General features: G+C 42.5%; 23 protein-coding genes and 1 pseudogene. All 24 read right to left on the bottom strand.

Translation table 11 applies throughout. The features are described 5' to 3' along the window. Positions 1-33: 33 nt before the first annotated feature. A complete protein-coding gene (locus NQ488_06485) occupies positions 34-1,374 on the bottom strand; it encodes an acetyl-CoA carboxylase biotin carboxylase subunit (protein ID UWN96940.1) in 1,341 nt (446 codons plus the stop codon). 13 nt (positions 1,375-1,387) lie between these two features. Next, the gene (gene fabZ, locus NQ488_06480; protein ID UWN96939.1) at positions 1,388-1,810 is read right to left on the bottom strand and encodes a 3-hydroxyacyl-ACP dehydratase FabZ; all 423 of its coding nucleotides are present in this window, start codon (positions 1,808-1,810) and stop codon (positions 1,388-1,390) included. A 15-nt stretch (positions 1,811-1,825) separates the two neighbouring features. After that, positions 1,826-2,281, bottom strand: a complete 456-nt coding sequence (accB, locus tag NQ488_06475) for an acetyl-CoA carboxylase biotin carboxyl carrier protein (protein UWN96938.1) — start codon at positions 2,279-2,281, stop codon at positions 1,826-1,828. A 19-nt stretch (positions 2,282-2,300) separates the two neighbouring features. Further along, complete coding sequence (fabF, locus tag NQ488_06470) at positions 2,301-3,539, bottom strand: beta-ketoacyl-ACP synthase II (GenBank protein ID UWN96937.1); 1,239 nt, start codon at positions 3,537-3,539, stop codon at positions 2,301-2,303. A 14-nt stretch (positions 3,540-3,553) separates the two neighbouring features. Continuing rightward, a complete protein-coding gene (gene fabG, locus NQ488_06465) occupies positions 3,554-4,294 on the bottom strand; it encodes a 3-oxoacyl-[acyl-carrier-protein] reductase (GenBank protein ID UWN96936.1) in 741 nt (246 codons plus the stop codon). Beyond that, positions 4,287-5,207, bottom strand: coding sequence for an ACP S-malonyltransferase (fabD, locus tag NQ488_06460; GenBank protein ID UWN96935.1), 921 nt, complete (start codon positions 5,205-5,207; stop codon positions 4,287-4,289). Before fabD ends, fabG begins: the two co-directional genes overlap by 8 nt. After that, the gene (gene fabK / locus NQ488_06455) at positions 5,204-6,142 is read right to left on the bottom strand and encodes an enoyl-[acyl-carrier-protein] reductase FabK (protein ID UWN96934.1); all 939 of its coding nucleotides are present in this window, start codon (positions 6,140-6,142) and stop codon (positions 5,204-5,206) included. Before fabK ends, fabD begins: the two co-directional genes overlap by 4 nt. Continuing rightward, positions 6,142-6,375, bottom strand: a complete 234-nt coding sequence (gene acpP, locus NQ488_06450; GenBank protein UWN96933.1) for an acyl carrier protein — start codon at positions 6,373-6,375, stop codon at positions 6,142-6,144. The genes fabK and acpP overlap by 1 nt, the downstream gene beginning before the upstream one ends. 66 nt (positions 6,376-6,441) lie before the next feature. After that, positions 6,442-7,422: a ketoacyl-ACP synthase III gene (locus tag NQ488_06445; GenBank protein UWN96932.1), complete on the bottom strand. Its 981-nt coding sequence runs from the start codon at positions 7,420-7,422 to the stop codon at positions 6,442-6,444. A 150-nt stretch (positions 7,423-7,572) separates the two neighbouring features. Beyond that, complete coding sequence (locus tag NQ488_06440; GenBank protein ID UWN96931.1) at positions 7,573-8,817, bottom strand: serine hydroxymethyltransferase; 1,245 nt, start codon at positions 8,815-8,817, stop codon at positions 7,573-7,575. A 69-nt stretch (positions 8,818-8,886) separates the two neighbouring features. Continuing rightward, entirely contained in the window at positions 8,887-10,926 is a 2,040-nt protein-coding gene (locus NQ488_06435; protein UWN96930.1) for a methyl-accepting chemotaxis protein, read from the bottom strand. Positions 10,927-10,994: 68 nt separating this feature from the next. Then, positions 10,995-12,794: an aspartate--tRNA ligase gene (aspS, locus tag NQ488_06430; GenBank protein UWN96929.1), complete on the bottom strand. Its 1,800-nt coding sequence runs from the start codon at positions 12,792-12,794 to the stop codon at positions 10,995-10,997. 75 nt (positions 12,795-12,869) lie between these two features. Then, on the bottom strand, positions 12,870-14,279 hold the full coding sequence (gene hemZ / locus NQ488_06425; GenBank protein ID UWN97117.1) for a coproporphyrinogen dehydrogenase HemZ: 1,410 nt from the start codon (positions 14,277-14,279) through the stop codon (positions 12,870-12,872). Beyond that, positions 14,266-14,931 (bottom strand): MBL fold metallo-hydrolase, encoded by a 666-nt coding sequence (locus tag NQ488_06420; GenBank protein UWN96928.1) that lies wholly within the window; start codon positions 14,929-14,931, stop codon positions 14,266-14,268. Before NQ488_06420 ends, hemZ begins: the two co-directional genes overlap by 14 nt. Further along, positions 14,912-17,179 carry a bifunctional (p)ppGpp synthetase/guanosine-3',5'-bis(diphosphate) 3'-pyrophosphohydrolase gene (locus NQ488_06415; protein UWN97116.1) on the bottom strand — a complete coding sequence of 756 codons (2,268 nt, stop codon included), beginning with the start codon at positions 17,177-17,179 and terminating at the stop codon, positions 14,912-14,914. The genes NQ488_06420 and NQ488_06415 overlap by 20 nt, the downstream gene beginning before the upstream one ends. Positions 17,180-17,310: 131 nt before the next feature. Further along, positions 17,311-18,087 (bottom strand): DNA repair protein RecO, encoded by a 777-nt coding sequence (recO, locus tag NQ488_06410; protein ID UWN96927.1) that lies wholly within the window; start codon positions 18,085-18,087, stop codon positions 17,311-17,313. Between the two features lie 14 nt (positions 18,088-18,101). Then, entirely contained in the window at positions 18,102-19,058 is a 957-nt protein-coding gene (gene era, locus NQ488_06405; GenBank protein UWN96926.1) for a GTPase Era, read from the bottom strand. A gap of 186 nt (positions 19,059-19,244) precedes the next feature. Next, on the bottom strand, positions 19,245-20,366 hold the full coding sequence (locus NQ488_06400; GenBank protein ID UWN96925.1) for a 5-methyltetrahydropteroyltriglutamate--homocysteine S-methyltransferase: 1,122 nt from the start codon (positions 20,364-20,366) through the stop codon (positions 19,245-19,247). A 234-nt stretch (positions 20,367-20,600) separates the two neighbouring features. Continuing rightward, positions 20,601-20,690 (bottom strand): annotated as a pseudogene (locus NQ488_06395) (transcriptional regulator). Beyond that, positions 20,691-21,020 carry a hypothetical protein gene (locus NQ488_06390; GenBank protein ID UWN96924.1) on the bottom strand — a complete coding sequence of 110 codons (330 nt, stop codon included), beginning with the start codon at positions 21,018-21,020 and terminating at the stop codon, positions 20,691-20,693. A 10-nt stretch (positions 21,021-21,030) separates the two neighbouring features. Further along, on the bottom strand, positions 21,031-21,261 hold the full coding sequence (locus NQ488_06385) for a hypothetical protein (GenBank protein UWN96923.1): 231 nt from the start codon (positions 21,259-21,261) through the stop codon (positions 21,031-21,033). Between the two features lie 27 nt (positions 21,262-21,288). Then, positions 21,289-22,500 (bottom strand): class I SAM-dependent rRNA methyltransferase, encoded by a 1,212-nt coding sequence (locus tag NQ488_06380; GenBank protein UWN96922.1) that lies wholly within the window; start codon positions 22,498-22,500, stop codon positions 21,289-21,291. Beyond that, the gene (locus NQ488_06375) at positions 22,497-23,546 is read right to left on the bottom strand and encodes a hypothetical protein (GenBank protein UWN96921.1); all 1,050 of its coding nucleotides are present in this window, start codon (positions 23,544-23,546) and stop codon (positions 22,497-22,499) included. Before NQ488_06375 ends, NQ488_06380 begins: the two co-directional genes overlap by 4 nt. Then, on the bottom strand, positions 23,539-24,693 hold the full coding sequence (locus NQ488_06370; protein ID UWN96920.1) for an ATP-binding protein: 1,155 nt from the start codon (positions 24,691-24,693) through the stop codon (positions 23,539-23,541). Before NQ488_06370 ends, NQ488_06375 begins: the two co-directional genes overlap by 8 nt. Between the last annotated feature and the right edge of the window lie 88 nt (positions 24,694-24,781).

Genomic DNA, 24,781 nt, shown 5'->3' with positions numbered 1-24,781 from the left:
ATAATAAATTCCTTTCTGCAATAAACGAACCTGTTATAGGTTATGCCTCTCTATATATCCGGTATCAATCCGTCCATTCCGGTAATCAGCTTCATGCAGTAATTCATACATAAAGTCAAGGTTAGTAGTAAGTCCGTCTATTACTACCTCTCCAAGAGTACTTATCATCTTATTAATTGCGGATTGTCTGTCTCTGTCACAGACCACCACCTTCATAATCATTGAATCGTAGTACGGCGGAATCGTGCATCCCGGATAGACAGCGGTATCGATTCTTATTCCATTGCCTCCCGGTATGTGAATATCACCGATTGTTCCCGGACACGGGCGGAAATTGTGTGCCGCGTCTTCGGCATTTATCCTGCATTCAATCGCATGCCCCCTGATTACTATATCCTCCTGCCTGTATGACAGCTCAAGGCCTGCTGCGATTCGTATCTGTTCTTTCACGATATCAGTTCCCGTGACCATCTCTGTCACGCCGTGTTCTACCTGAATTCTCGTATTCATTTCCATAAAGTAAAAGTTATTGTCTTTATCAAGGAGAAATTCTATTGTCCCCGCATTCTTATAACCTACTGTCTTTGCCGCACGGACCGCCGTCTCTCCCATTCTCTTTCTCAGCCCGGCATCCACCGCAACTGACGGTGATTCCTCTATAAGCTTCTGATGCCTTCTCTGTATTGAACAGTCACGTTCACCAAGATGAATAACATTGCCATGCTCATCCGCAAGTATCTGGAATTCAATATGTCTCGGATTGACAATATATTTTTCAATATACATCGTGCCATCACCGAACGCACTCTCAGACTCTCTTTGTGCCGTAAGAAATTCATGTTCAAATTCATCATGGCTGCTGACAACGCGCATGCCCTTGCCTCCACCGCCGAGTGCTGCTTTTACTATAACCGGATAACCTGCCTCATCCGCAAATTTCAGCCCTTCCTGCCAGTCATATACAGGCTTTTTTGTACCGGGAATTACAGGGACTCCTGCCGCCTGCATTGTATTCTTTGCCTCAGACTTATTGCCGAGACTTTCGATAAGTGCTGCGTCAGGACCTATGAACTTTATATTGCATTTTTCACATAATGTTGCAAATCTGCTGTTTTCCGAAAGGAATCCAAATCCGGGATGAATTGCTTCTGCTTTGGTGATTATTGTTGCGCTTATTATCTTTTCCATATCAAGATAGCTGTCTGCTGCCTGCGCCGGACCTATGCAGACTGCCTCATCCGCAAGCTGTGTATGAAGCGCATCACGGTCTGCCTCAGAATATACTGCAACGGTCTTAATTCCCATCTCGCGGCATGCACGGATTATACGTACAGCTATCTCTCCTCTGTTGGCTATAAGAATCTTATTAAACATTACCAATTCTCCATTAATTTATTACAAATGTAAGCTCCGCCGTAAGTGCAATCTCGTCACCAACCTTTGCGGTTGCCTTTCCCACTCCGACAGGTCCTTTTCTCTTTATAATCTCGCACTCCATTGTAAGCACATCCCCCGGAACAACCTTCCTCTTGAACCTTGCAGAACTTATTCCTCCGAAATACGCTGTCTTACCTTTATTCTCATCCAGCGAAAGTATCGCTACTGCTCCGACCTGCGCACATGCCTCAATCTGAAGCACCCCCGGCATAACGGGTTCATCAGGAAAATGTCCCGAAAAATAAGGCTCATCATATGTAACAGCCTTAACACCGACGGCACGGATGCCGGGCTTTAGCTCTTCTATTCTGTCCACAAGCAGAAACGGGTGTCTGTGTGGAATTATATCCATAATCTGTCTTGTATTAAGCATACCGGTATCAACTCCTTAACCAATTACAAACAGCGGCTGACCATATTCAACCGTATCTTTATCCTTTACAAGTACCTCAAGGACAGTTCCCTCATATTCACTTTCTATCTCGTTCATAAGCTTCATTGCCTCGATTATTCCAAGCGTCTGTCCTTTTACCACTTTGTCTCCGACTGCCACAAATGCATCCGCATCAGGTGATGATGCCTCATAGAACACTCCGACAAGCGGAGAGCTGACTACATTACCCTGTATCTGCGTATCTGCCGCATTACTGCCGTGCTGCTGTTCTGTCTTTGCCGGTTTTATCTCAACATCCGATGCCATAACCGCCATATTGTCAGGCGAAGCAGTCACTGATATTCTTCCTGCCTCCATCTTGATTGAGGTTCCGTCCTCATCAAGAGAAAAGCTTGAAAGCTCTGACTTAGAGACATGGTCTATCAGTTTCAGAATATTATCAAGTTCCATACACTACCTCTCTGTCCTTCTACGCTTCATATTTTTTCAGGATTATGCTTGCATTATGTCCGCCGAATCCCAGTGAGTTACTCATAACGTATGTAACATCACTCTCAATCCCTTTGCCCTTTACATAATCAAGATCAAGTTCATCTTCCGTGTTCTCCAGTCCTACATTAGGATGAATATATCCGTCCTGAATCGTCTTTACACATGCGATGCACTCTACCGCACCGGCAGCACCGAGCATATGTCCTACCATTGATTTTGTTGAGCTTATCTTTACGCCGTATGCGTCCTCTCCGAATGCAAGCTTTATTGCTCTTGTCTCAAACAGGTCGTTATGATGTGTTGAAGTTCCGTGAGCATTTATATAATCAATATCCGCCGGTCTTACACCCGCTTCATTCATGGCATTAGTCATGGCTCTCGCCGCACCGCTTCCATCCTCTGCAGGTGATGTTATGTGAAATGCATCATTAGAGCAGCCGTATCCGGTAATCTCCGCATATATATGTGCTCCTCTTTTCTTCGCATGTTCAAGTTCCTCAAGCACGAGGATTCCGGCACCTTCTCCCATTACAAAGCCGCTTCTGTCCCTGTCAAACGGTATTGATGCCCTCTTAGGGTCAGTTGACGCAGACAGCGCCGTAAGTGCTGCAAAGCCGCCAATTCCTATAGGTGTAACAGCACTTTCCGTTCCACCTGATACCATAATATCTGCCTCGCCCGACTGAATGCTTCTGTAGCCTTCCCCGACTGCATTGGTTCCTGATGCACACGCCGTCACAACATTAAGGCTCTTGCCCTTAAGACCGAAGGCAATCGCAACATTACCTGCTGCCATATTGGTAATCATAAGCGGCACAAGCAGCGGATTAATTCTTGACGGACCTTTCTCAAGAAGCTTCTTGTGCTCCCTCTCCATTGCATCAAGGCTTCCTATTCCGGATGACACAGAAGTACCTGCCATGTATGCATCTTCATCAGCCATGTCAAGTCCGGCATCCGCAATGGCTTCTCCTGCTGCTGCAACCGCATACTGTGAAAATGTCTCCATGCGCTTTGCCATCTTAAAATCCATATAATTCTTTGCATCAAAGTTCTTAACCTCTGCTGCAAGCTTCGCTTTATAATCCGATGCATCAAATCTGGTTATAAAATCTATTCCAACCTTCTGCTGCCTAACTCCGGCCCAGAATTCATCAACGCTGTTGCCTATAGGCGTTATTGCACCCATTCCGGTAATTACAACTCTTCTTTTCATTGCCTCTCCAATCATTACATATGCATTCCGCCATCAACTGACAGTACCTGTCCTGTTATATATGAAGCCCGGTCTGATGCAAGAAATATTACAGCATCAGCAATATCCTCCGGTCTTCCCATCCGCTTCATTGGTATCTGCTGCATGACAGCCTCCTTGACCGGTTCTTTAAGCACTTTTGTCATATCAGTATCAACATATCCCGGTGCTACCGCATTTACAGTTATTCCGCGTGTTGCCAGTTCTCTTGCCACCGACTTCGTAAGCCCTATTATGCCTGCCTTACTTGCCGCATAATTGGCCTGACCTGCGTTGCCTGACAATCCAACCACAGACGTAATATTTATAATTCGTCCGTTTCTTTGCTTTATCATCTGTCTTGCAGCATGGCGGATACAGTTGAAGGCTCCTTTCAGGTTGGTATCCAATACATCATCAAAATCTTTCTCACTCATGCCAATTAACAGATTGTCTTTAGTTATTCCGGCATTATTTACAAGGATATCTATAGAACCGTATTTTTCAATAATTGTCTTAACCATCTGCTCAACAGCTGTATAATCAGCCACCGAACACTGCATACATTCTGCCGTTCCTCCGGCTTCGGTTATAATACGCACCGTCTCTTCTGCCGCAGCCTTATTGCCATTGTAATTAACAATGACTGTTGCATTCTGTCTGGCAAGCTGTAATGCCGTCTCCCTTCCGATGCCTCTTCCGGCACCTGTGACAAGCGCAACTTTTTTATTAAGCATTAAGCACCTCCAGCTTCTTAAGATCCTCCGTCTTTTCAATATTAATGATATTGACACTGCGGTCTGTCTTTTTAACAAATGATGACAGCGTATGTCCCGGACCTATCTCAATAAATGTATCTGTGCCATCTCCGATAAGTCTTCTCACAGACTGCTCAAAGCGTACTGATGAGCTGACCTGCTTCATAAGGAGTTCTTTTACCTTTGGCTCATCCGTCACATAATCAGCCGTTACATTGGCCACATATGGTATTGCCGGCCTGTTAAATGTGTAATTATCAAGCACGCTGCCAAGCTTTTCTCCTGCCTGTTCAAGAAGTGGTGAATGGAACGGTCCGCTTACATTAAGCTCCACAACCCTTTTTATTCCTGCAGATTTGAGTGCCTCTGATGCAGCACGTACCGCATATGTCTCTCCTGAGATGACAAGCTGCCCCGGACAGTTGTAATTAGCTATGGTTACTGTTCCTGAACATTCTGCAAGAACATTCTCAACAAGCTCTGAATCCGCACCGAGCACTGCCGCCATTGTTCCCTGTCCTGCCGGTACTGCCTGTTCCATAAGTATTCCTCGCTGTCTGACTATACTGATTGCATCATATGCGTTCAGTACGCCTGCCGCAACAAGCGCACCATACTCCCCAAGACTGAGTCCGAGCGCAGTATCTGCTTTAATCCCCATATTCTGTACCACTTCAAGGATTGCACATTCTGTTGCAAGCATGGCTGCCTGCGTGTATTCTGTTCTGTTTATATCATCATTTTCTTCAAAGCATACACGACGTACATCAAATCCTGCCGCCTGTCCTGCCATATCAAAAACAGCTCCTGCCTCGGGATAGTTCTCATAAAAATCTCTTCCCATGCCGACATACTGTGCTCCCTGCCCCGGGAACATAAATGCTATTTTCATATTTCACCTCTGACATGCTCTATTACATTACTCATGCCATCCATGAGCTCTTTTATAATCTCACTGCATGTCTGTTCTTTTTTGATTAGTCCTGCTATCTGTCCTGCCATTACTGTTCCGTTCTTCACATCACCGTCAACTACAGCCTTGCGGAGTGCTCCGAGTGTAAGCAGTTCAAGCTCTTCAAAGCCTGCACCTTCCTTTTCAAGTGCCTGATATTTTCTTGTCATCTGATTGCGCAGTGACCTTACCGGATGTCCGGTGCTTCTTCCCGTGACTTCCGAATCTATGTCTCTTGCCTGAATCACTCTGTCCTTGTATGCCTGATGGACATTACATTCTTTGGCTACAATAAATCTTGTTCCTATCTGTACGGCCTGCGCTCCAAGCATAAATGCTGCAGCCATTCCTCTTCCGTCACCTATTCCTCCGGCTGCTATGACCGGGATAGAAACCGCATCAACGACCTGTGGTACAAGTGACATTGTTGTCTGTTCGCCTATATGTCCACCTGACTCCATTCCTTCAGCAACCACTGCATCTGCTCCGCATTTTTCCATCATTCTGGCAAGTGCGACTGATGCAACTACCGGGATAACCCTGATACCGCTGTTCTTCCACATTTCCATATATTTTGCCGGATTGCCGGCTCCCGTAGTAACTGCCGCAACCTTTTCTTCGGAAACTACTGCCGCAACCTCGTCAGCATGTGGGCTTAACAGCATTACATTTACTCCAAACGGTTTATCTGTTATCTGTCTCGCAATATGTATCTGTTCTCTTACCCATTCAGCCGGTGCATTGGCTGCACCGATAAATCCAATACCGCCTGCCTTTGATACATTGGCTGCAAGCTGCGCATCCGCAACCCACGCCATGCCACCCTGAATTACAGGATATTCAATTCCAAGCAGTTCCGTAATCTGTGTCTTCATTACGCTTCAACTCCCTTAGACTTAAGGTAATCCATTACATTCTGGACTGTAAGAAGATTCTGAAGGTCATCTGATGGAATCTCAATCCCGTACTCATCCTCAAGTGCCATTACAAGTTCAAAAAGGTCAAGTGAATCTGCTTTGAGGTCTTCCTTGAATCTGCTCTCTGCCTTTACTTCTTCCTCGTCTACTCCAAGCTGCTGTGCAATAATTTCTTTCATTTTCTCTAACATATCTTTTTCTCCATTCCGCAGGCTATATATTCTTCCTGCATTTCATAATTTTAAATTTTGGTTCTGTTACCATGTCAGCGCTGCGGCTCCCCATGACAGTCCTGCTCCAAATCCCGAACAGACGATTCTTTTTCCCTGTTCAAGCCTGCCTTCCTCGTCAAGCTGTGCAAGCAGAAGCGGTATGCTGGCTGCTGATGTATTGCCATACTCATCAAGATTAACCGCAAATCTGTCAATATCTATGTCAAGCCTTCTGGCTGCTGACTGGATTATTCTTATGTTGGCCTGATGAAGTACATATAAATCTGCATCTTCTTTTGACCAGCCACATTTGCCAAGCACCTCTTCTATAACCTCAGGCACCCGTCTTACCGCGAATCTGAACACTTCCTGTCCATTCATTGCTATATGCCCTGATGTGCTGCAGCTTAATGCATCACCGGCATTACCATCATTATGAAGTGACAGTGCCTCAATCCCATACTTATCATCCGGTGCAATGACCACTGCTCCTGCCCCATCACCAAACAACACACATGTGCTTCTGTCATTCCAGTCTACATGCCTTGACATAATCTCGGCTCCAACCAGAAGTATCTTCTCAGCCATGCCTGCCCTTATAAATGCATCTGCAGCCGACAGGGCATATATAAAGCCCGAGCACGCCGCGTTAATGTCATAACCGGCTGCGTTAACTGCACCGAGTTTCCTCTGCAGAAGTGATGCCATATTGGGATATACAGAATCCGGCGTTGATGTTGCAAACAGTATCATGTCTATATCCTCTGCATTCGTCCCTGCTCGTATCAATGCCTTCTGTGAAGCTTCGGCAGCAAGCTTAAGACATGCAGCATCATCATTCCTGTCTGCAATATGCCGTCTGCATATTCCGGTTCTTGTCTGTATCCATTCATCATTCGTATCAACCAGCTGTGAGAGCATGTCATTTGTCATGACATATTCGGGACAGCTGCTCCCTGTTCCTATTATTCTGGATTTCATCAGTCTCCAATCCTTAGACGCATTGGTCTGCGTCTGAATTTTCATATATTTTGATATTCAAAATATTATGTTTTGTATTATAGCCATCAGATTATCATTTGTCAATACTATTTTGATATTCAAAGTATTATAATAAAAAATACCGCAGCCAATGCCATATATAATCAGCACGGCTGCGATATTAATAATTATGTATTACTCGTAAAGAGGATACTTATCTGTAAGAGTCTTAACAAGTGCCATAGCCTCGTCACGATTCTTCTCTACATCATCAACAAGGAGTGCAATTGCCTGAGCAACGACATCCATGTCTGCTGTATTGAAACCTCTTGTTGTTACTGCTGCTGTTCCGAGACGGATACCGCTTGTTACATTAGGCTTTGCAGGGTCATTAGGAATTGCATTCTTATTACATGTAATGTTAGCTGCATCAAGAAGCTTCTCAACTTCCTTACCTGTTACATTCTTACTTCTCAGGTCAACAAGCATAAGATGATTGTCTGTACCGCCTGATACAAGGTCAAATCCTCTGCTCATAAGTCCGTTGGCAAGTGCCTGTGCATTATCAACGATTCCCTTTGCATAATCCTTGAAGCTGTCATCCAATGCTTCCTTGAGGCATACTGCCTTAGCTGCGATTACATGCATAAGAGGACCGCCCTGGATACCTGGGAATACCGCCTTATTGAAGTTAATCTCCTTGGCAAATTCAGCACTCTTGCAAAGAATCATACCGCCACGAGGGCCTCTTAATGTCTTATGTGTAGTTGTTGTAACTACATCTGCATATGGGATTGGGCTTGGATGCTGTCCACCTGCAACAAGACCTGCAATATGAGCCATATCTACCATAAGATATGCGCCAACTTCATCTGCAATCTCTCTGAATTTCTTGAAATCAATTGTTCTTGCATATGCGCTTGCGCCGGCTACAATAAGCTTTGGTCTGCACTCTTTTGCAATTCTCATTGCCTCGTCATAGTCGATGAAGCCTTCCTCATTAACACCATAAGGAACAATATTAAAGTACTTTCCTGAAATATTAACCGGTGAGCCGTGTGAAAGGTGTCCGCCTGCATCAAGGCTCATTCCCATTACAGTGTCCCCAGGGTTTACAAGTGCGAAAAATGCTGCTAAGTTAGCCTGTGCACCTGAATGTGGCTGAACATTGGCATATTCGCATCCGAACAGCTTCTTAGCTCTCTCGATTGCAAGTGTCTCAACAACATCTACATACTCACATCCGCCATAATAACGTCTTCCCGGATATCCTTCTGCATACTTGTTGGTAAGCGGGCTTCCCATTGCTGCCATAACTGCCTTGCTTACAAGATTCTCTGAAGCAATAAGCTCGATGTGTGTTCTCTGACGATTAAGCTCGTCATCCATTGCTTTCGCAAGTTCAGGATCAAACCCTGATACTTCATCAAATGAATACATCCTATAACCTCCATAAATTAAATTATATATAATATACATTCATCATTGGATAAATGCAATTAACAAATGTTACTCTACTTTAAAGAGCCCTATTGCCTCTTCAAGTTCATGTGCATCCCTGTCAAGCTTCTCAGCTGCTGCATTAAGTGCCTCAACTGCTTTCATCTGCTTATCAGCGTTCTGTGTAACTTCTTCTGCTGTTGCTGCTGTCTCCTGGGATACTGCCGAAATATTCTGTATTGACATGATTGAATCAGCCTTTGTCGTTGCAATATCAGTTATTCCGCTTGTTATATACTCAAGGCTCTGTATAAGCTCCCCTACATGGCTCTGAATGTCATTAAATACAGTAACAGTATCCTTAAGTGAATTCTCCTGAACAGCAACTACATCCTCAGCTCTTCTTGCAACGTTAACTGTCTGTCTTGTTCCGGATGTGATATCTTCAACAATCTCCCTTATCTGGTTAACAGATTCAACCGACTGGTCTGCAAGCTTGCGAATCTCATCCGCAACCACAGCAAATCCTCTGCCTGCCTCGCCTGCTCTTGCTGCCTCAATAGATGCATTAAGTGAAAGCAGATTGGTCTGGTCTGCGATATCATTGATTGCATTAACAATCTTGCCGATAGACTTTGTCGCTGTCTCAAGCTGCTCTATACCGCTGATTACTTCAGTCGTAATTCCTACTGTATCATGCACATTAGTATTAAGCACGTCAATTGTATCAAGTCCCGACTTTACTATGTCACGTGCTGATTCAGCTATTCTTGCTATCTTTTCTGAATTATCAGATACCACATTAATCTTATCTGAGAGTTCGTCCATCTGCTTCATGCAGCTTTCTGAATCTTCTGCCTGCTGGACTATTCCCTTCTCAATTCCGCTTATGGCATCAGTAATCTCTCTTGTTGCACTAAGCATTGTATGTACACTGTCCGTAACAACAGCCGCCGACTCATCAACCCTGCCCGATACCGACTTAGTATCATTAATAAGCTGCTTCATATTGCCAATCATATTATTGATACCTCCGGCAAGAGCTCCGAACTCATCTTTTCTGTGGACATTAACAGTCGCCGTAAGATCTCCGTTGGCTGCCTTGTCAGTTCCGCCAATAACCTTCTTAATGACGTTACCAATATCAGCTGCCATTATTCCGCCGATTATAATTGCACCTATGAGTGCAATGATAATCATTGTAATTGTTATGAACTTAATTCCACCGGCCTGTGCAACAATTACACTTCTCGGTACAAGTGCACATACCATGAAGCCTTCACTGCCGGTCTTTGAATATATGAAAAGCTGTGACTTGCCGTCATACTTTACATATGAATACCCTGATTCATTCTCTGATTCAAGCGCCTGTGTATAAAAATCCTTATCAGCAAAATACACTCTGCCATCTTCAGCCTCAGAATCCTTAATCACTACATTCTCACCGCCATCAGGTGCAATAAGTGCAACCATGCTCTTATTACCGATATCAACGCTTGATATCGGATTAACAATGTATTCCTTATCAATATCAACAAACATGTAACCGACACCTCTCTTCGATGAGCCGATTACCTGTCTGCCATACGAAACACCATAGTCAATATTGGTCTGTGAATCAATATAGCTGTGGCTTGAAAGCCATACCGAGCGGTCGCTGTCTATCTTCTTTGCCTCATCAGTCTTATTAATATTGGAATACTCAGAACCTGACATTGAATTGGCACTAAGGTATATATCCTTGCCGCTCTTGCCGAATATGTACATACCTTTTATCTGCGTGTTGGTTGTAGATACCGATGTTACCTTGGCACGTATGTCAGAATACGCATTGGCCTCCTCAACACTGTTTGTCTCATAACTCCCTGAATAATACCCCTGAACAACAGAGTCATTGACCAGTTCATTGGCGGATGCTTTGATTCCGGAGAACATAAGGTCATAGTACTCTGCAGTTTTTTGAATTGCAGATTGCGCTGAAGCCTCAAAGCTTGATGTCACAGCCTTGGAAGCGGTTGTATATGACATAACTCCAAGTATAATAATCAGCACAACAGGCAGAATAAAACCGGCTATAAGCTTATAACGTATAGACTGCAGTTTTTTCATAATAATTCCCCCTTTCTGCTATAGGCAATGTTATTTTGTTATTTTATGTTTTGTTGTATAATTATATATTACTTATCGTCCTGCTCCGCAGCAGCTATATCGAGTGAAAGTTCCTCAAGCTGCTTTGCATCTACAGTTCCCGGTGCTTCTGTCATAAGACATGATGCATCCTTAACCTTAGGGAATGCAATTACATCCCTGATGCTGTCGCATTTAGCCATAAGCATTACAAGACGGTCAAGACCATATGCAAGTCCTGCATGCGGCGGAACACCATACTTGAATGCATCAAGAAGGAATCCGAACTTCTCATGAGCCTCTTCATTAGTGAATCCGAGTGCCCTGAACATTCTCTCCTGAACATCCTCCTGATGGATTCTGACACTTCCTCCGCCTATCTCTGTTCCGTTGAGGACTATATCATAAGCCTTGGCGCGTACTGCACCAAGATCTGTATCAAGCTTATCAAGATCCTCTTCCATAGGCATTGTAAACGGATGATGCATTGCAACGTATCTGTTCTCTTCATCCGACCACTCAAACTGAGGGAACTCTGTTACCCAGAGGAACTTATATTCATTCTTGTCAAGAAGTCCCATCTGTCCGGCAAGCTCTATTCTGAGTGCACCGAGTACATTCCATACAATCTTATTGCGATCTGCTGCAAATAAGAGAAGATCTCCCGGCTCACCTTCCATTGCTGTTACAAGTGCCTTCATCTCATCATCAGTCATGAACTTGGCAAATGATGACTTATATGTGCCATCCTCATTGATTGCAATATATGCAAGACCCTTTGCTCCGTAGCCCTTGGCAAAATCCACCAGTGCATCTATCTTCTTACGAGGCATTGCACCCTGTCCCTTGGCATTAATACCTCTCACTGAACCGCCATTTTCGATTGCTCCTGTGAATACGCCAAAACCGCATCCCTTAACTACATCAGATACATCGTGCAGTTCCATTCCGAATCTGAGATCCGGCTTATCCGAACCGAATCTGTCCATAGCTTCCTGCCACGTCATTCTCTGAATCGGAAGCTGTACATCAACATTAAGTACTTCCTTGAAAAGGTACGCAAGAAGTCTCTCGTTAACATCGATTACATCATCAATATCAACAAATGAAAGCTCCATATCTATCTGTGTGAACTCAGGCTGTCTGTCTGCACGGAGGTCCTCATCACGGAAACATCTTGCAATCTGCATATAACGGTCATATCCTGAGCACATAAGGAGCTGCTTGTAAAGCTGTGGTGACTGCGGAAGTGCGTAAAAATGTCCCGGATGTACACGGCTTGGTACAAGGTAATCTCTCGCACCCTCAGGTGTACTCTTACAAAGCATAGGAGTCTCTATCTCCAGGAATCCCTCATTGGCAAGGAATGCCCTTGTAAGAGTTGCCACACGGCTTCTCATCATGATATTAGCCTGAATGTCAGGTCTTCTAAGATCAAGATATCTGTACTTAAGCCTTAAGTCTTCCTTAGTATTGGAATCAGCCTCAATAGGAAATGGAGGTGTCTGTGCCTCTGAAAGAATACGAAGGTCTGTAGCAATTACTTCAATATCACCTGTCTTAAGATTCTCATTAACAGCGCCTGAACGCTTAGCAATCTTACCTGTTACAGCGATAACATATTCACTTCTTAATGAAGATGCTTTTTCAAATCCTTCCGTTCCAATATTATTCTCATCAAAGAGAATCTGAAGTAATCCGCTTCTGTCTCTTAAGTCAACAAATATAAGACTTCCGAGATTTCTTCTTTTCTGGACCCATCCCATAACCGTTACTTCCCTGCCTATATCAGCAGTGCCTACCTCAGCACAACGGTTAGTTCTCTTAAGTCCCTGCATTGATTCTGCCATTTTGTAATATCCTCCATTCTGCCGCATATGCGGCATCATTATTAGCTAATATTATATCTGAAATATCTTAGCATCCTAATTATTAACAAGGTAATTGAACACATCTCCATTCTTACGTTCAATCATCTCGTCTATTCTTTCGATATAGTCCTTTACGCTCTTAACATTCTCGATTCTTTCGATACGCACAGAACCGTCATCCTGTGGCATAACAATCTTGGTCGAAGCGCCTGCTCCAAGTGCGACTATTGACTGTTTTTCCTCCATTATCAGGATATTGTAAATGCATTCAAGCCCCGGAACTGAATATCCGACATTCTCAAAATTCCCTGCCATATTCTTCTGGCGGTACATATAATACGGCTCCATGCCCATATCTGCTGCACAAGCCGCTGCTGCATCAATTATCTCATCTGTATTATTAAGTGCATATGCCTGATACTTATCACGCCATATATTAAGAGCTGCAGCCCTCTTAATTGCAAGAGAATGTACGGTCAGGCTTGTAGGTGCAAGTTTCTTAACTTCATCCAGCGTATGATGGATCATCGCTTCATCCTCACCCGGAAGCCCCATGATAAGGTCAACATTAATATTATCAAGCCCACATTCGTGTGCCATTGCAAATGCTTCCTTAACCTGCTCAACCGTATGTTTTCTGCCGATTATGTCAAGCGTAGCCTGATTCATCGTCTGAGGATTAATCGAGATACGTCCCACATTATGTGCCTTAAGCACCTTCAGCTTGTCTATGGTAAGACTGTCAGGTCTTCCTGCCTCTACCGTAAGCTCTACAATGTCTGACATATCAAAACACTTCTCCATGTGTCCGAGAAGCCTGTCCAATTGGTCGGCGCTAAGGGTTGTCGGTGTTCCTCCTCCGAAATATATGGTATCAAGCCTTCTGTTCTTAAGCTTCGCGGCAACAAATTCCATCTCACAAAACAGTGCTGACAGATACTCTTCAACCCTGTCATGCCATTTATCAATTGAATATGATGTAAATGAGCAGTACAGGCATGTAGTCGGACAGAATGGTATTCCTATATAAAGACTGTATCCGTTAATATAATCTCTCTGTCCGAGAAGTCCGAGTTCCTTGTGTGCAACACCAAGTGCAAGCTTAGCCTTAGCCTCAGATGCGTAATGCTTATCCATAAAAAGCTTTATTATATCTTCATCAGACGTTTTGTTCTCTATAAGATTAACAGCAATCTTACTTGGCCTTACTCCTGTAAGCTTGCCCCACGGTAACGTGCGTCCGGTCATTTTCTCAAGCTTTTTGTATAAATCTGTTTTAAATTCTTCATGCAGTTCACTTCTGCTTCTGCCTTCCTTCTCAGGTATGTCAGGCCTGATTATAATATCCTCAGGAGTTACATTCTGTCCGTCATATTCTCCTACCTCAGTGCGGGGATAGAATGACCTTACAAGCACAACTGCATCATCATAAAATTCTCTGTCGTCTATATTAAGATATATCATAGCAATATGGGTTATTCTCTTCCTCCCATCCAATATCTGTAGGAGCTCCGTGCCCCGGATATACCTTTGTATCAGCAGGTAACTGCTTAATAAGTCTGTGTACGGACTGTATTATTGCCTTGGAGCTTCCTGTCGCAAGGTCAGTTCTTCCCACGGCGTTATGGAATAACGTATCACCGCTTATAAGAACGCTCTCCTGCTCAAAATAATAGCATACACATCCTCCTGTATGTCCCGGAGTTGCGATAACTTCTATATCAAAACCGGCAAGCATTACATGCTCACCATCTTCAAAAAGCCTGTCCGGCTTAACCGTGCATGTGCAGCCATAATCTGTCGAAAGATTAAGCATGCTGCTTGCAAGGAGCTGTTCTTCCTCTCTGCCTGCACATACAGGTATGCCATACAATTCCCGCAGCTCATTAGCCGCAAGTATATGGTCAAAGTGTCCGTGTGTAAGCAATATTGCAGCCGGAGTAACTTCGTTATCCTTAACAGACTTTTCAATTCTGCCTGCCTCAGCTCCGGGATCTACTATAATTGCTTCCTTTGTTGTATTGTTAATAAGAAGATAACTGTTGGTTCCAATCATTCCAACCACATTACTCTTCACTGTCAGATTGCCTGCCATATCAGCCTGTTGTCCTTTCAATATCATCAACGCCCGGAATATTGCGGAGCTTATCAACTATTCTCTGAAGTTCCTCGCGTCCATGAATGTCAAATCCTATGCTGAGCGTTGCCTTGTCATGCTTATTAACGCGGCAGTTAAGGTTCTTAACGTCAATATTGGCTTCCGTAAGAACTCTAGATACATCAACAAGAAGCCCCGTCCTGTTCATGGCATAGAGATTAATCTCTGCACTGTAGGTATCCTTTGATGCAGCTTCCTCCTGCCATTCGGCATCTATAAGCCTTGCCCGCTCATGCTCTGGAAGATTAATTACATTGATGCAGTCAGTTCTGTGAATCGATATGCCACGTCCTCTCGTAACAAAGCCGACAATCTCATCACCCGGCACAGGACTGCAGCACTTTGAAAAACGCACGGCAACATCATGAACGCCCTTAACTACAATCGGATTCCTTGCATTGCCTTTGGATGCCTTTCCCTTCGTATCATCAGGTATTGACTTAATTATATCGCTGTCTGTTATCTCTGACTTACGCTTCTTCTCATATTCATCTATAAGCTTATTAACAACCTGGCCTTCCTTAAGAGCGCCATGCCCCACAGACGCCATCATGGAATCCCAGTCTTTAAATCCATACTTGGCAAGACACTTGTCTACAAATTCCGGCTTAGTATAGTCGGCAAGCACAAGCCCCTTTGACTTTACATATTTGTCAATGAGCTCCTTACCGCGCAATATATTATCTTCCTTGAGTTCCTGCTTGAACCACTGATTAATCTTATTACGCGCCTGCGTGCTCTTGACAATCTTAAGCCAGTCACGGCTCGGTCCTTTGGAATTCTGTGATGTGATAATCTCTATTCTGTCGCCATTCTTAATCTGGTAATCTATCGTAACAAGCTTTCCATTAACTCTGGCGCCTACCATCTTATTACCTACGGCAGTATGAATGCTGTACGCAAAATCTATCGGTGTTGAGCCTGTCGGAAGATTCTTGACATCGCCTGTCGGAGTAAAGCAGTATACACTGTCAGAGAACAGATTAAGGTCATTCTTAATAGAAGAAAGGAACTCCTTATTATCTGACATATCACGCTGCCATTCAAGAATCTGGCGAAGCCAGCTAAGCTTAGCCTCCTCATTCTGGTTGCCGGTCTCTCCTGTCTTACCTTCCTTATACTTCCAATGTGCCGCAATACCATATTCAGCCGTGCGGTGCATCTCATATGTTCTTATCTGAATCTCAAACGGACGTCCGTTGGATGCAATCAGCGTTGTATGGAGTGACTGATACATGTTCTCCTTAGGCATTGCGATATAATCCTTAAAACGTCCCGGTATAGGCTTATACATCTCATGAATAACACCGAGCGCCGCATAACAGTCCTTAACCGTCTCAACCTTGATTCTTACTGCAAACAGGTCATATATCTGGTCAAGCGTCTTATTCTGATTGACCATCTTACGGTATATACTGAAGAAATGCTTAACACGTCCGTCAATCTCCGCCTCAATACCGGCATTCTCTATATGCATCTTAACTTCCTTAATGATGCTCTTGATAAATGCTTCACGGTTCTCTTTGTTCATGTTAATCTGCTTAACAAGATCATTATAAACATCCGGCATAAGATACTGCATTGAGAGGTCATCAAGCTCTACCTTAATCTTGGATATACCAAGCCTGTGTGCTATAGGCGCATATATCTCCATAGTCTCACGGGACTTCTCTATCTGCTTCGCAGGTGACTGATACTGCATTGTTCTCATATTGTGAAGCCTGTCGGCAAGCTTTATCATGATTACTCTGATATCCTTAGCCATTGCAAGAAACATCTTACGGAGATTCTCAGCCTGAATCTCTATCTTATCATGCTCGTAATTGAGCTGAGTCAGCTTAGTTACGCCGTCAACAAGCAATGCGACTTCCGCTCCGAACTCTCTTGTGATATCATCTGTTGTCATAACCGTATCTTCGACAACATCATGCAGCAGTCCGGCAATAATTGATTCCTTATCAAGTTCAAGCTCAGCAAGAATAATGGCAACACAAATAGGGTGAATTATATATGGTTCACCCGACTTACGGAACTGCCCCTCATGTGCTTTGGTGGCAATCTTATATGCTTTTTCAATCTGTGACATGTCCGTTGACGGATGATACTTCTTAATAGTGTCTACAAGCTGTGCATACAACACATCCGGACTTGTAAAATCCGCCGGTGCATCAAGCGATATCTCATCTTCTTCATGATGATGCGGCATCTGTGCCGGATCGCTTATAATATTCTCATTACTGTCAACTTTAATAACATTATTCTCCGTCATGTAATCACCATCTTGCTTTCAGATTTATAATGAATTATTATACTTATAAAAAAAGCAAATTGCAACCCTTAATGCATCCCAACAGCACTGTTATTTACGCTGTTTGTCATCTCAAGCATCTCAAGCGACTTCATCTTTTTGTCAATTACCCTTGACCTTATACGCCCCGCAACCATGGCAAGCTCCCGCAAGACATCTTCTCTTACTGTAAATGTATATAATTTTTCTATTCCCGATGACACAATATACTGTAACGTATACATTGCGGATTCAGTTATCTCAAGGCATTCCCCGGCGGTATTACGGACACAGCTGTCACATACTATGCCGAACCTGCTCATTGAAAAATAGTGCAGCCCCTCACTTTTTCTGCATTCCGCACATTCAAACATATTAGGACATTCCCCATTAATGCTGATAAGCTTTATCTCATATATATATCTGATAAGCTCGTCAGGTATATTATCATTAGCCAGCGCCCTGAGCGTCATATACAAAAGATTGAGAATCTGCGATGCATCAAGATTCTCCCTGCCGTAATAATCGGCAAGCTCAGCAAAATAACACGCATAACATATTGCATCAAGGTCAGATGACACTTCCGTAAAATAATTCGATATGTCAGCCCTTCTTATATCATATGACGTTCTTCCCTCATAAAGCTCAAACTTACCGAATGCAAACGGCTGTGTAACTCCCATCAGCGGAGAATTCATCCTCCTTGCCCCCTTGGCAAATGCCGCAATCTTGCCTCTTTCTTTTGTAAGCAGCACTATTCTTCTGTCAAATTCACCAACAGGCATCGAGGAAAGTACCATCCCCGATGCCATTATAATATTTCCCATATCAGATACCGGTATTATTTAAAATCATTCTTGGCATCATAGCCAAAATTCTTAAGAAGGAAATCACTGTCGCGCCACTCCTTCTTAACCTTTACAAACAGTTTAAGGTTGACCTTCTGCTCAAGGAGCTTCTCAATCTCGAACCTCGCATTGGTTCCTATCTTCTTAAGCATTGAGCCTCCCTTACCTATTATAATGCCCTTATGTGACTCTCTCTCACATATGATAGTCGCATCAATATCAGTAATTTTCTTACCCTTACGCTTCTTCATGCTGTCTATCACAACCGCAATTCCGTGAGGAACCTCCTCATCCAATGCATGAAGTGCCTTCTCCCTGACAATCTCAGCTACAATCTGGCGCATAGGCTGGTCTGTAACCGTATCCTCGTCATAGAACATAGGACCGTAAGGCATGTATTTGAAAATGACATCAACGAGGTCGTCTGTTCCTGTTCCGTCGTACGCAGATATCGGAACTATCTCGGCAAAATCCATCTTATTCTTATATTCTGCAATTACCGGAAGCACTTCTTCCTTCTTAATTGTATCTATCTTATTAATAACGAGTACAACCGGTGACTTTACCTTGGAAAGCTTCTCAAGTATATGCTCATCTCCCGCACCGATAAATGAGCTTGGTTCAACAAGCCAGAGCACAAGGTCGACCTCGTCAATCGTCTTTTCTGCCGCGCCCACCATATATTCGCCGAGCTTATTCTTAGCCTTGTGTATACCCGGCGTATCAAGAAATACTATCTGTCCCCTGTCATCTGTATAGACAGTCTGTATTCTGTTACGTGTGGTCTGTGGCTTATTCGACGTAATCGCTATCTTCTGCCCTATAATTCTGTTCATCAGTGTTGACTTACCTACATTAGGTCTTCCTATTATAGCAGCAAATCCGGATTTGATATCTCCGGATCTGCCATCACTTATACCGCTCTGTGCAAGCATCTCATCAAGATTCATATTAAACTCCATTCCCGCCCGTTCATCGGGGCACCACAGGTTAGTGTGCAAATAATAATGCCGGGGTCACAGGCTTTTCACAGTCCTTCTGACCCCGGCCGATACATTTATTGTGCATTTGCAATGGCAAAATGTCAAGCGGTTTAATTGTACCAAATGTGCAGATTGAGAACTTACAGCAGGATGTTACCCCCAGACTTCCTCTGCAATCTCTTTAACAAGTGCAAGCTTAGCCCACTGCTCATCCTCAGTAATCTTATTACCAATCTCACATGATGCGAAACCACATTGTGGGCTGAGATACAGACGGTCAAGCGGAACATATTGTGCTGCCTCATATATACGTGCCTTAACAGCCTCCTTATCCTCAAGCTGAGGGAATTTGGTTGTGATAAGCCCGAGCACAACTTTCTTATTGCCTGTTACATATTTTAACGGTTCAAAACCACCTGAACGCTCATCATCATATTCAAGATAATATGCATCGATGTTCTCTCTTCCAAAAAGCGGTTCGGCAACCGTATCATATGCTCCCGACGAAAAATACGTTGAATGATAATTACCGCGGCACACATGGCTTGTTATTGTCATATCTGAAGGCTTTGAAGCTATTACCCTGTTATTGATGTCTACAAGCAGATCCATAAGCTTCGGGAGGTCTTCCTCCTTCTCGCCCGTGAGTGAAAGCGCCATCTCTTTATTAACGAGTCCGCCCCATACACAATCATCAAGCTGCACATTGCGGCAGCCTGCTTCATAAAGGTCATGTATAATCCTGACGTAAACATTTACAATATCATCAGCAAACTGCTCAAGCGAATCATAGAATTCCAATGTCTTTTCTTTAAGCTCTGCTCCAGAAAAGAATGCATACACCTGTCCCGGTGAAGGCATTGTCTGCTTTGCAACCGTATTCTCATCCTCAAGTGCCTTTACGAATCTGAAATGCTCAACAAACGGGTGTCTGTCAACTGATATTCTTCCTGTCATGAATGTATCATCTATCATTGCTGCCTCACCGTCAAATGTCGTATTGCCGGCAACTGTCTTCTTATGTTCAATTCCGTTAAGTCCCCACATAAAATCCAGATGCCATGTGGCACGGCGGAACTCACCGTCAGTAATCACATGATATCCTGCCTTCTTCTGCTTTGCGACAAGCTCCCTGATGCATTCATCCTCAACATTAGTAAGCTCTTCTCTTGTTATAGTCCCTTTATCAAATTCTGCTCTTGCTTTCTTAAGCTTCTCCGGGCGGAGAAAGCTTCCTACATAATCATAGCGGAATGGTTCGTGTAATGTACTCATATAATTATCTCCTTATCTCTACCGTTTTGTTGTTCTGCGAGTGTGGATTAATTATAGGGTCATTACAGCGTTATTGTAAAATATGTAAAATATTGTGTTTGGTATAGTTTTTAGCTATAGTTCATCAATATCCTTTTTCGTAAATTGATGTTGAAGATTCATTAGTCCTTTAACCAAAAGTAAGACAACTCACAAATAATGTCATCTACCCGATCAAAATTTGGGACTGACGTTTTGATTGGAATTCTCATGAAAATGAAACAGTTCTTCATCTGGTACACATTCCACTGCTTTATAAACATCAAGGAATGTAATCTGCTCCAATCAGTCTGTTTCATGTTTTTTATATATTTCACCATTCCATGCAGAATATCCGGCAATATATTCATAATCAGGATATTCTTCTATCTCATATAACTTTCTCCCACTATCAGATATACAAATTACCACATTTGATATTTGATAATTTTCCAGTTCAGATGTGTGATAATATTTTACTCCATTAAGATATATACAATCTCCTTTTTGAATTGCCTCATTTTTATAACTTTTATTGTGTGCAAAATAATATCGACCACCAAAAATAATAACAACAATTGTAACCATTATAATAATTAATGCAATTGATTTCTTTTTTTCTAGCATCATTCTCATTAGCTTTCTCTCAACATGTCACAATTGATAACGTAATAAAAAGCGCACAACCCAAAATAATAAAATTCCTGCCATGTCTATGGTTCCATTCAGTAACACTTATCAGCTCATCTTCACGAGGTGGTTTTTCTCCCGTGTTTATTACTACTGGTTTTTCAGCCCTATACTGCCCTATTCCAAGTATGACAAAAATGAGTGAAACCAATAATGAGATTACCAAATAAATAATTGTGTCAGCCATATCTATCCTCCTGACTCAAAAAAGTAATTACTTTTCGTCTACAACCTGGAAGATGTAAAATTTAAGATACAGCGACTCATCAGCCGCCCACAGTATCGGGTGGTCACTGCACTGAGTTCTGTATTCAACCTGACGCAGACGCTTATGTACGTCATGCGCAGCTTCTCCTATCGTCTTTGTGAAAAGCTCAGGCTCCATAAAATGTGAGCATGAACATGTAGCAAGGAAGCCGCCGTCCTTTACAAGCTTCATTGCACGAAGATTAATCTCACGGTATCCTCTTACTGCCTTCTTGACTGATTCACGCGACTTTGTAAATGCAGGAGGGTCAAGGATTACGACATCGAACTTCTCCCCCTTCTTCTCAAGCTCAGGGAGAAGTTCAAATACATCCCTGCACTCAAACTTAACTATATCATCTATTCCGTTAAGTCTCGCATTCTCAGCTGCCTGGTTAACTGCAAGCTCAGACGCATCAACGCCTGTTACCTCGCGTGCTCCTGCCATTCCCGCATTAAGTGCAAATGAGCCTGTATGCGTAAAGCAGTCAAGAACTCGCGCGCCCTTGCATATAGGTCTGATTGAGGCCCTGTTGTACTTCTGGTCAAGGAAAAATCCCGTCTTCTGCCCGTCCTGAACATCCACTATGTATCTGACACCATTTTCCTCAATCTGAACCTTAGTCTCGAATTCATCCCCGATAAAGCCCTTTATCCTTGGCATTCCCTCAAGATCTCTGACCTTGGCATCACTTCGCTCATACACGCCCCTGATATTATAGCCGTACTCACCGAGTATTTCTCTGGCGAATTCCACAATCTTAAGCTTAAATTTGTCAATTCCGAGCGCAAGTGACTGAACAACAAGTATATCAGCGAACTTGTCAATCACTATTCCCGGAAGCCAGTCTGCCTCACCGAATATAACCCTGAACGCTGACCTGTCCTCTTCCTTAATGACCGCCATTCTGTAATCAATCGCATTCTTTACGCGCATTTTTATAAATGCATCATCAATCTGCGTTCCCTTTACTCTGGACATCATCCTCACTGTAATCTTAGATTTGCGGTTGATGAATCCGATTCCCATATAATATCCGTCGAAATCATGTACATGAACCAGCTCTCCGTCAGCTACATCTCCCGTAACCGAATCAATCTCATTATCGTATATCCATGCTCCGCCGGCCTTAAGTGTCCTTCCGCCGCCTTTTTTAAGTGTTATGTATGCGTCTGTCATTGGTTGTCTCCTTTTTCCTGTTCTATTAATCTGAAATTATACTCTGCAATATACATTATGCATGTATTAAGCACCCATATATAGCCATTCTGCCTGTCTCTGCTTAGTTCATTCTGTATATTGAGAATGTTCAAAAAGTCTATATTTTCATAATGCCTACGGTAACTGTTATCATCTTCATCTGTATTTTTAGTTTCATTTTGTATATAATCCGCTTTTAATATATTGTAAACAGCTATCTTCCTAAGCACATTTCTCATATATTGCCAATATGTTAATCCATGTTCTGCATAGTGCTGCTTGTGAATCCAATCAATAAGCTGATATTTTGCTGTCAGTGCTTTTTTGCTATCCATAATATTATTTATTATACATTCGACCTCTGTTTCTATATCTCCAACAGAGTTTAATGCAAGTATTCTTTCACAGCATTTCATTCTTATTACCGGATTATCTATCACGAATCTGTTACTGAGTAAATCCTCAAGTCTGTGCGGATAATCCACCATAGGAGCTATAACGCTGTTTTTCTTTACTGTATTTTTATATATTGCCCCGGCATTAATTGATGCACTTACAGTCCTGTTAATATATTCTGAATCCGGCAGGTTTTTCAGATGCTGATATGATTCAATCATTGGATAATTTATATAAAGCATTCCCATATCTGTTGAATCTGTAAACGTCTGTTGCATACTCATAATCTTAGCCTCTGTAAAATTAGGGTCATGGCGCTCATAATCAAACACAAGGACTATATTGGTAAAATCCGACTTATAGCAGACATTCTCTATTTCCTGTTTTTTACTAATAACAAATGGCAGGTCGATATCTTCACGATATTCAAACCAGTCTTCTCCATATTCCCTTACTATGTCATCATACAAAATATAAATATTCGTATGATATACCCATATGTTACCTTCATCGATTTCAATTTCAGGAAAGCATCTTAGAATCAGCCAGAAAAGCCTGTCTTTTTCATGTTCCCCTTCTACAACCAAAAGGCTCCTACCCCTTTTACGCCCCTCTTCATAATCATTCATACTTTTCAAATTCCCCACTTATGTACATCTTCTCAAGATTGTGACCTTCTCTTAATTCCCTCGGTGTTGCATTGCATAATGATGTCAGTGAACCGCTTCTTGACAGAATAAAAAGGCAGTCCGGTCTCATAAGCCTGTTTGTCATAAGATTAGTGTTGTGTGATGTCATGATTATCTGACTTTCAGGATATCTGCTTTTTAAAAATTTCATGACATTTTCAGCCATCTCGTAATGGTAAAATGCATCAAACTCATCAAGATATATAAATGACGGTTCCCAATCTCTCGGAATAAGCCTCCTGTACAAATGTACAAGTGCAAGTGTTCCGCTTGATGCCGTTTCATAGAATGGTACAAGCCTGTGATGTCTAAAATATAACTGTCTCTGTCCATCCGGAAGCCTCTTTATTACAAGCCGGCATTCAATTCCCATTATATTAAGAAAATCTTCAAAATCCTGTAACTTCTTTTCATTATCCAAAGAATCAAAAAAGTTCTCATTATACTGTCTCGGTTTTGCCATTATCGCATTGCTTACTGTTACCATGTTCATTCTTCGTACATATGACAATAGCTTAATAAGCGGTGAGTCATTATCAAATGCACTATTATTGGCAAGCCATCTGAAAAACGGCAGCTGTGAGTCATGTAACTCATCATCTGCATCTTCTGTACGGAGCATCTGCATATATCTGTCTACCCTGGCAGTCTCAGCATTGATATAGAGTAAATTATCAAAGTTGTATGTATCATTTTTAAAGTCACATCTAAAAATGCTGTTGCCATTAACTATTAATTCTTCATCTTTAAGCTCCTGAGGCGATTTCCTTTTATATTTATATATAACATCATCTTCGCCAAAGATAAATTCATATATAAACTCTGCCGCTTCCTCATCAGAATCAGCATTCAGAAATATCCCCTCTCTCTCAAACCGTACTGAGCCAAATACAGTCCCACATATGTCAGTAATTGCACGTCCAAGATTAGTTTTGCCGGTTGCATTACGCCCGTATATAAGCATCTTGCTTATCAAGCCATTACTGATACAATCTGTGCTGAACTGATATCCTGCAATATTAGAGAAATCTATAACTATTTCATTTTTAAATGTCTTATAATTCTTTAAACAGAATTTTTTTAACACGAAGATTTCCCCCTTTCAAGATTCTTCATATATATAAATAGTATACTTGCTGACATATATTTTTTCAATAGGATGCCGTAATTTTTTT

It is taken from the genome of [Bacteroides] pectinophilus (genome assembly GCA_025146925.1).
Classification (GTDB): domain Bacteria; phylum Bacillota; class Clostridia; order Lachnospirales; family Lachnospiraceae; genus Bacteroides_F; species Bacteroides_F pectinophilus.
Note: the sequence above shows the minus strand (reverse complement) of the source record. Positions and strands in the feature narration are given on the sequence as shown.

Bases quoted from the DNA above. Each gene is read 5' to 3' on its own strand.
- NQ488_06435 (UWN96930.1), bottom strand. From the start codon at position 10,926: ATGAAAAAACTGCAGTCTATACGTTATAAGCTTATAGCCGGTTTTATT.
- fabK (UWN96934.1), bottom strand. From the start codon at position 6,142: ATGAAGACACAGATTACGGAACTGCTTGGAATTGAATATCCTGTAATT.
- NQ488_06415 (UWN97116.1), bottom strand. From the start codon at position 17,179: ATGCCGCATCATCATGAAGAAGATGAGATATCGCTTGATGCACCGGCG.
- era (UWN96926.1), bottom strand. From the start codon at position 19,058: ATGAATCTTGATGAGATGCTTGCACAGAGCGGTATAAGTGATGGCAGA.
- recO (UWN96927.1), bottom strand. From the start codon at position 18,087: ATGGGAAATATTATAATGGCATCGGGGATGGTACTTTCCTCGATGCCT.
- accB (UWN96938.1), bottom strand. From the start codon at position 2,281: ATGGAACTTGATAATATTCTGAAACTGATAGACCATGTCTCTAAGTCA.
- fabZ (UWN96939.1), bottom strand. From the start codon at position 1,810: ATGCTTAATACAAGACAGATTATGGATATAATTCCACACAGACACCCG.
- NQ488_06385 (UWN96923.1), bottom strand. From the start codon at position 21,261: ATGGCTGACACAATTATTTATTTGGTAATCTCATTATTGGTTTCACTC.
- fabF (UWN96937.1), bottom strand. From the start codon at position 3,539: ATGAAAAGAAGAGTTGTAATTACCGGAATGGGTGCAATAACGCCTATA.
- fabG (UWN96936.1), bottom strand. From the start codon at position 4,294: ATGCTTAATAAAAAAGTTGCGCTTGTCACAGGTGCCGGAAGAGGCATC.
- NQ488_06400 (UWN96925.1), bottom strand. From the start codon at position 20,366: ATGAGTACATTACACGAACCATTCCGCTATGATTATGTAGGAAGCTTT.
- aspS (UWN96929.1), bottom strand. From the start codon at position 12,794: ATGGCAGAATCAATGCAGGGACTTAAGAGAACTAACCGTTGTGCTGAG.
- fabD (UWN96935.1), bottom strand. From the start codon at position 5,207: ATGAAAATAGCATTTATGTTCCCGGGGCAGGGAGCACAGTATGTCGGC.
- NQ488_06375 (UWN96921.1), bottom strand. From the start codon at position 23,546: ATGAATGATTATGAAGAGGGGCGTAAAAGGGGTAGGAGCCTTTTGGTT.
- acpP (UWN96933.1), bottom strand. From the start codon at position 6,375: ATGTTAGAGAAAATGAAAGAAATTATTGCACAGCAGCTTGGAGTAGAC.
- NQ488_06380 (UWN96922.1), bottom strand. From the start codon at position 22,500: ATGACAGACGCATACATAACACTTAAAAAAGGCGGCGGAAGGACACTT.
- NQ488_06390 (UWN96924.1), bottom strand. From the start codon at position 21,020: ATGAGAATGATGCTAGAAAAAAAGAAATCAATTGCATTAATTATTATA.
- NQ488_06485 (UWN96940.1), bottom strand. From the start codon at position 1,374: ATGTTTAATAAGATTCTTATAGCCAACAGAGGAGAGATAGCTGTACGT.
- hemZ (UWN97117.1), bottom strand. From the start codon at position 14,279: ATGATATATCTTAATATAGACGACAGAGAATTTTATGATGATGCAGTT.
- NQ488_06445 (UWN96932.1), bottom strand. From the start codon at position 7,422: ATGAAAATTCAGACGCAGACCAATGCGTCTAAGGATTGGAGACTGATG.
- NQ488_06440 (UWN96931.1), bottom strand. From the start codon at position 8,817: ATGTATTCATTTGATGAAGTATCAGGGTTTGATCCTGAACTTGCGAAA.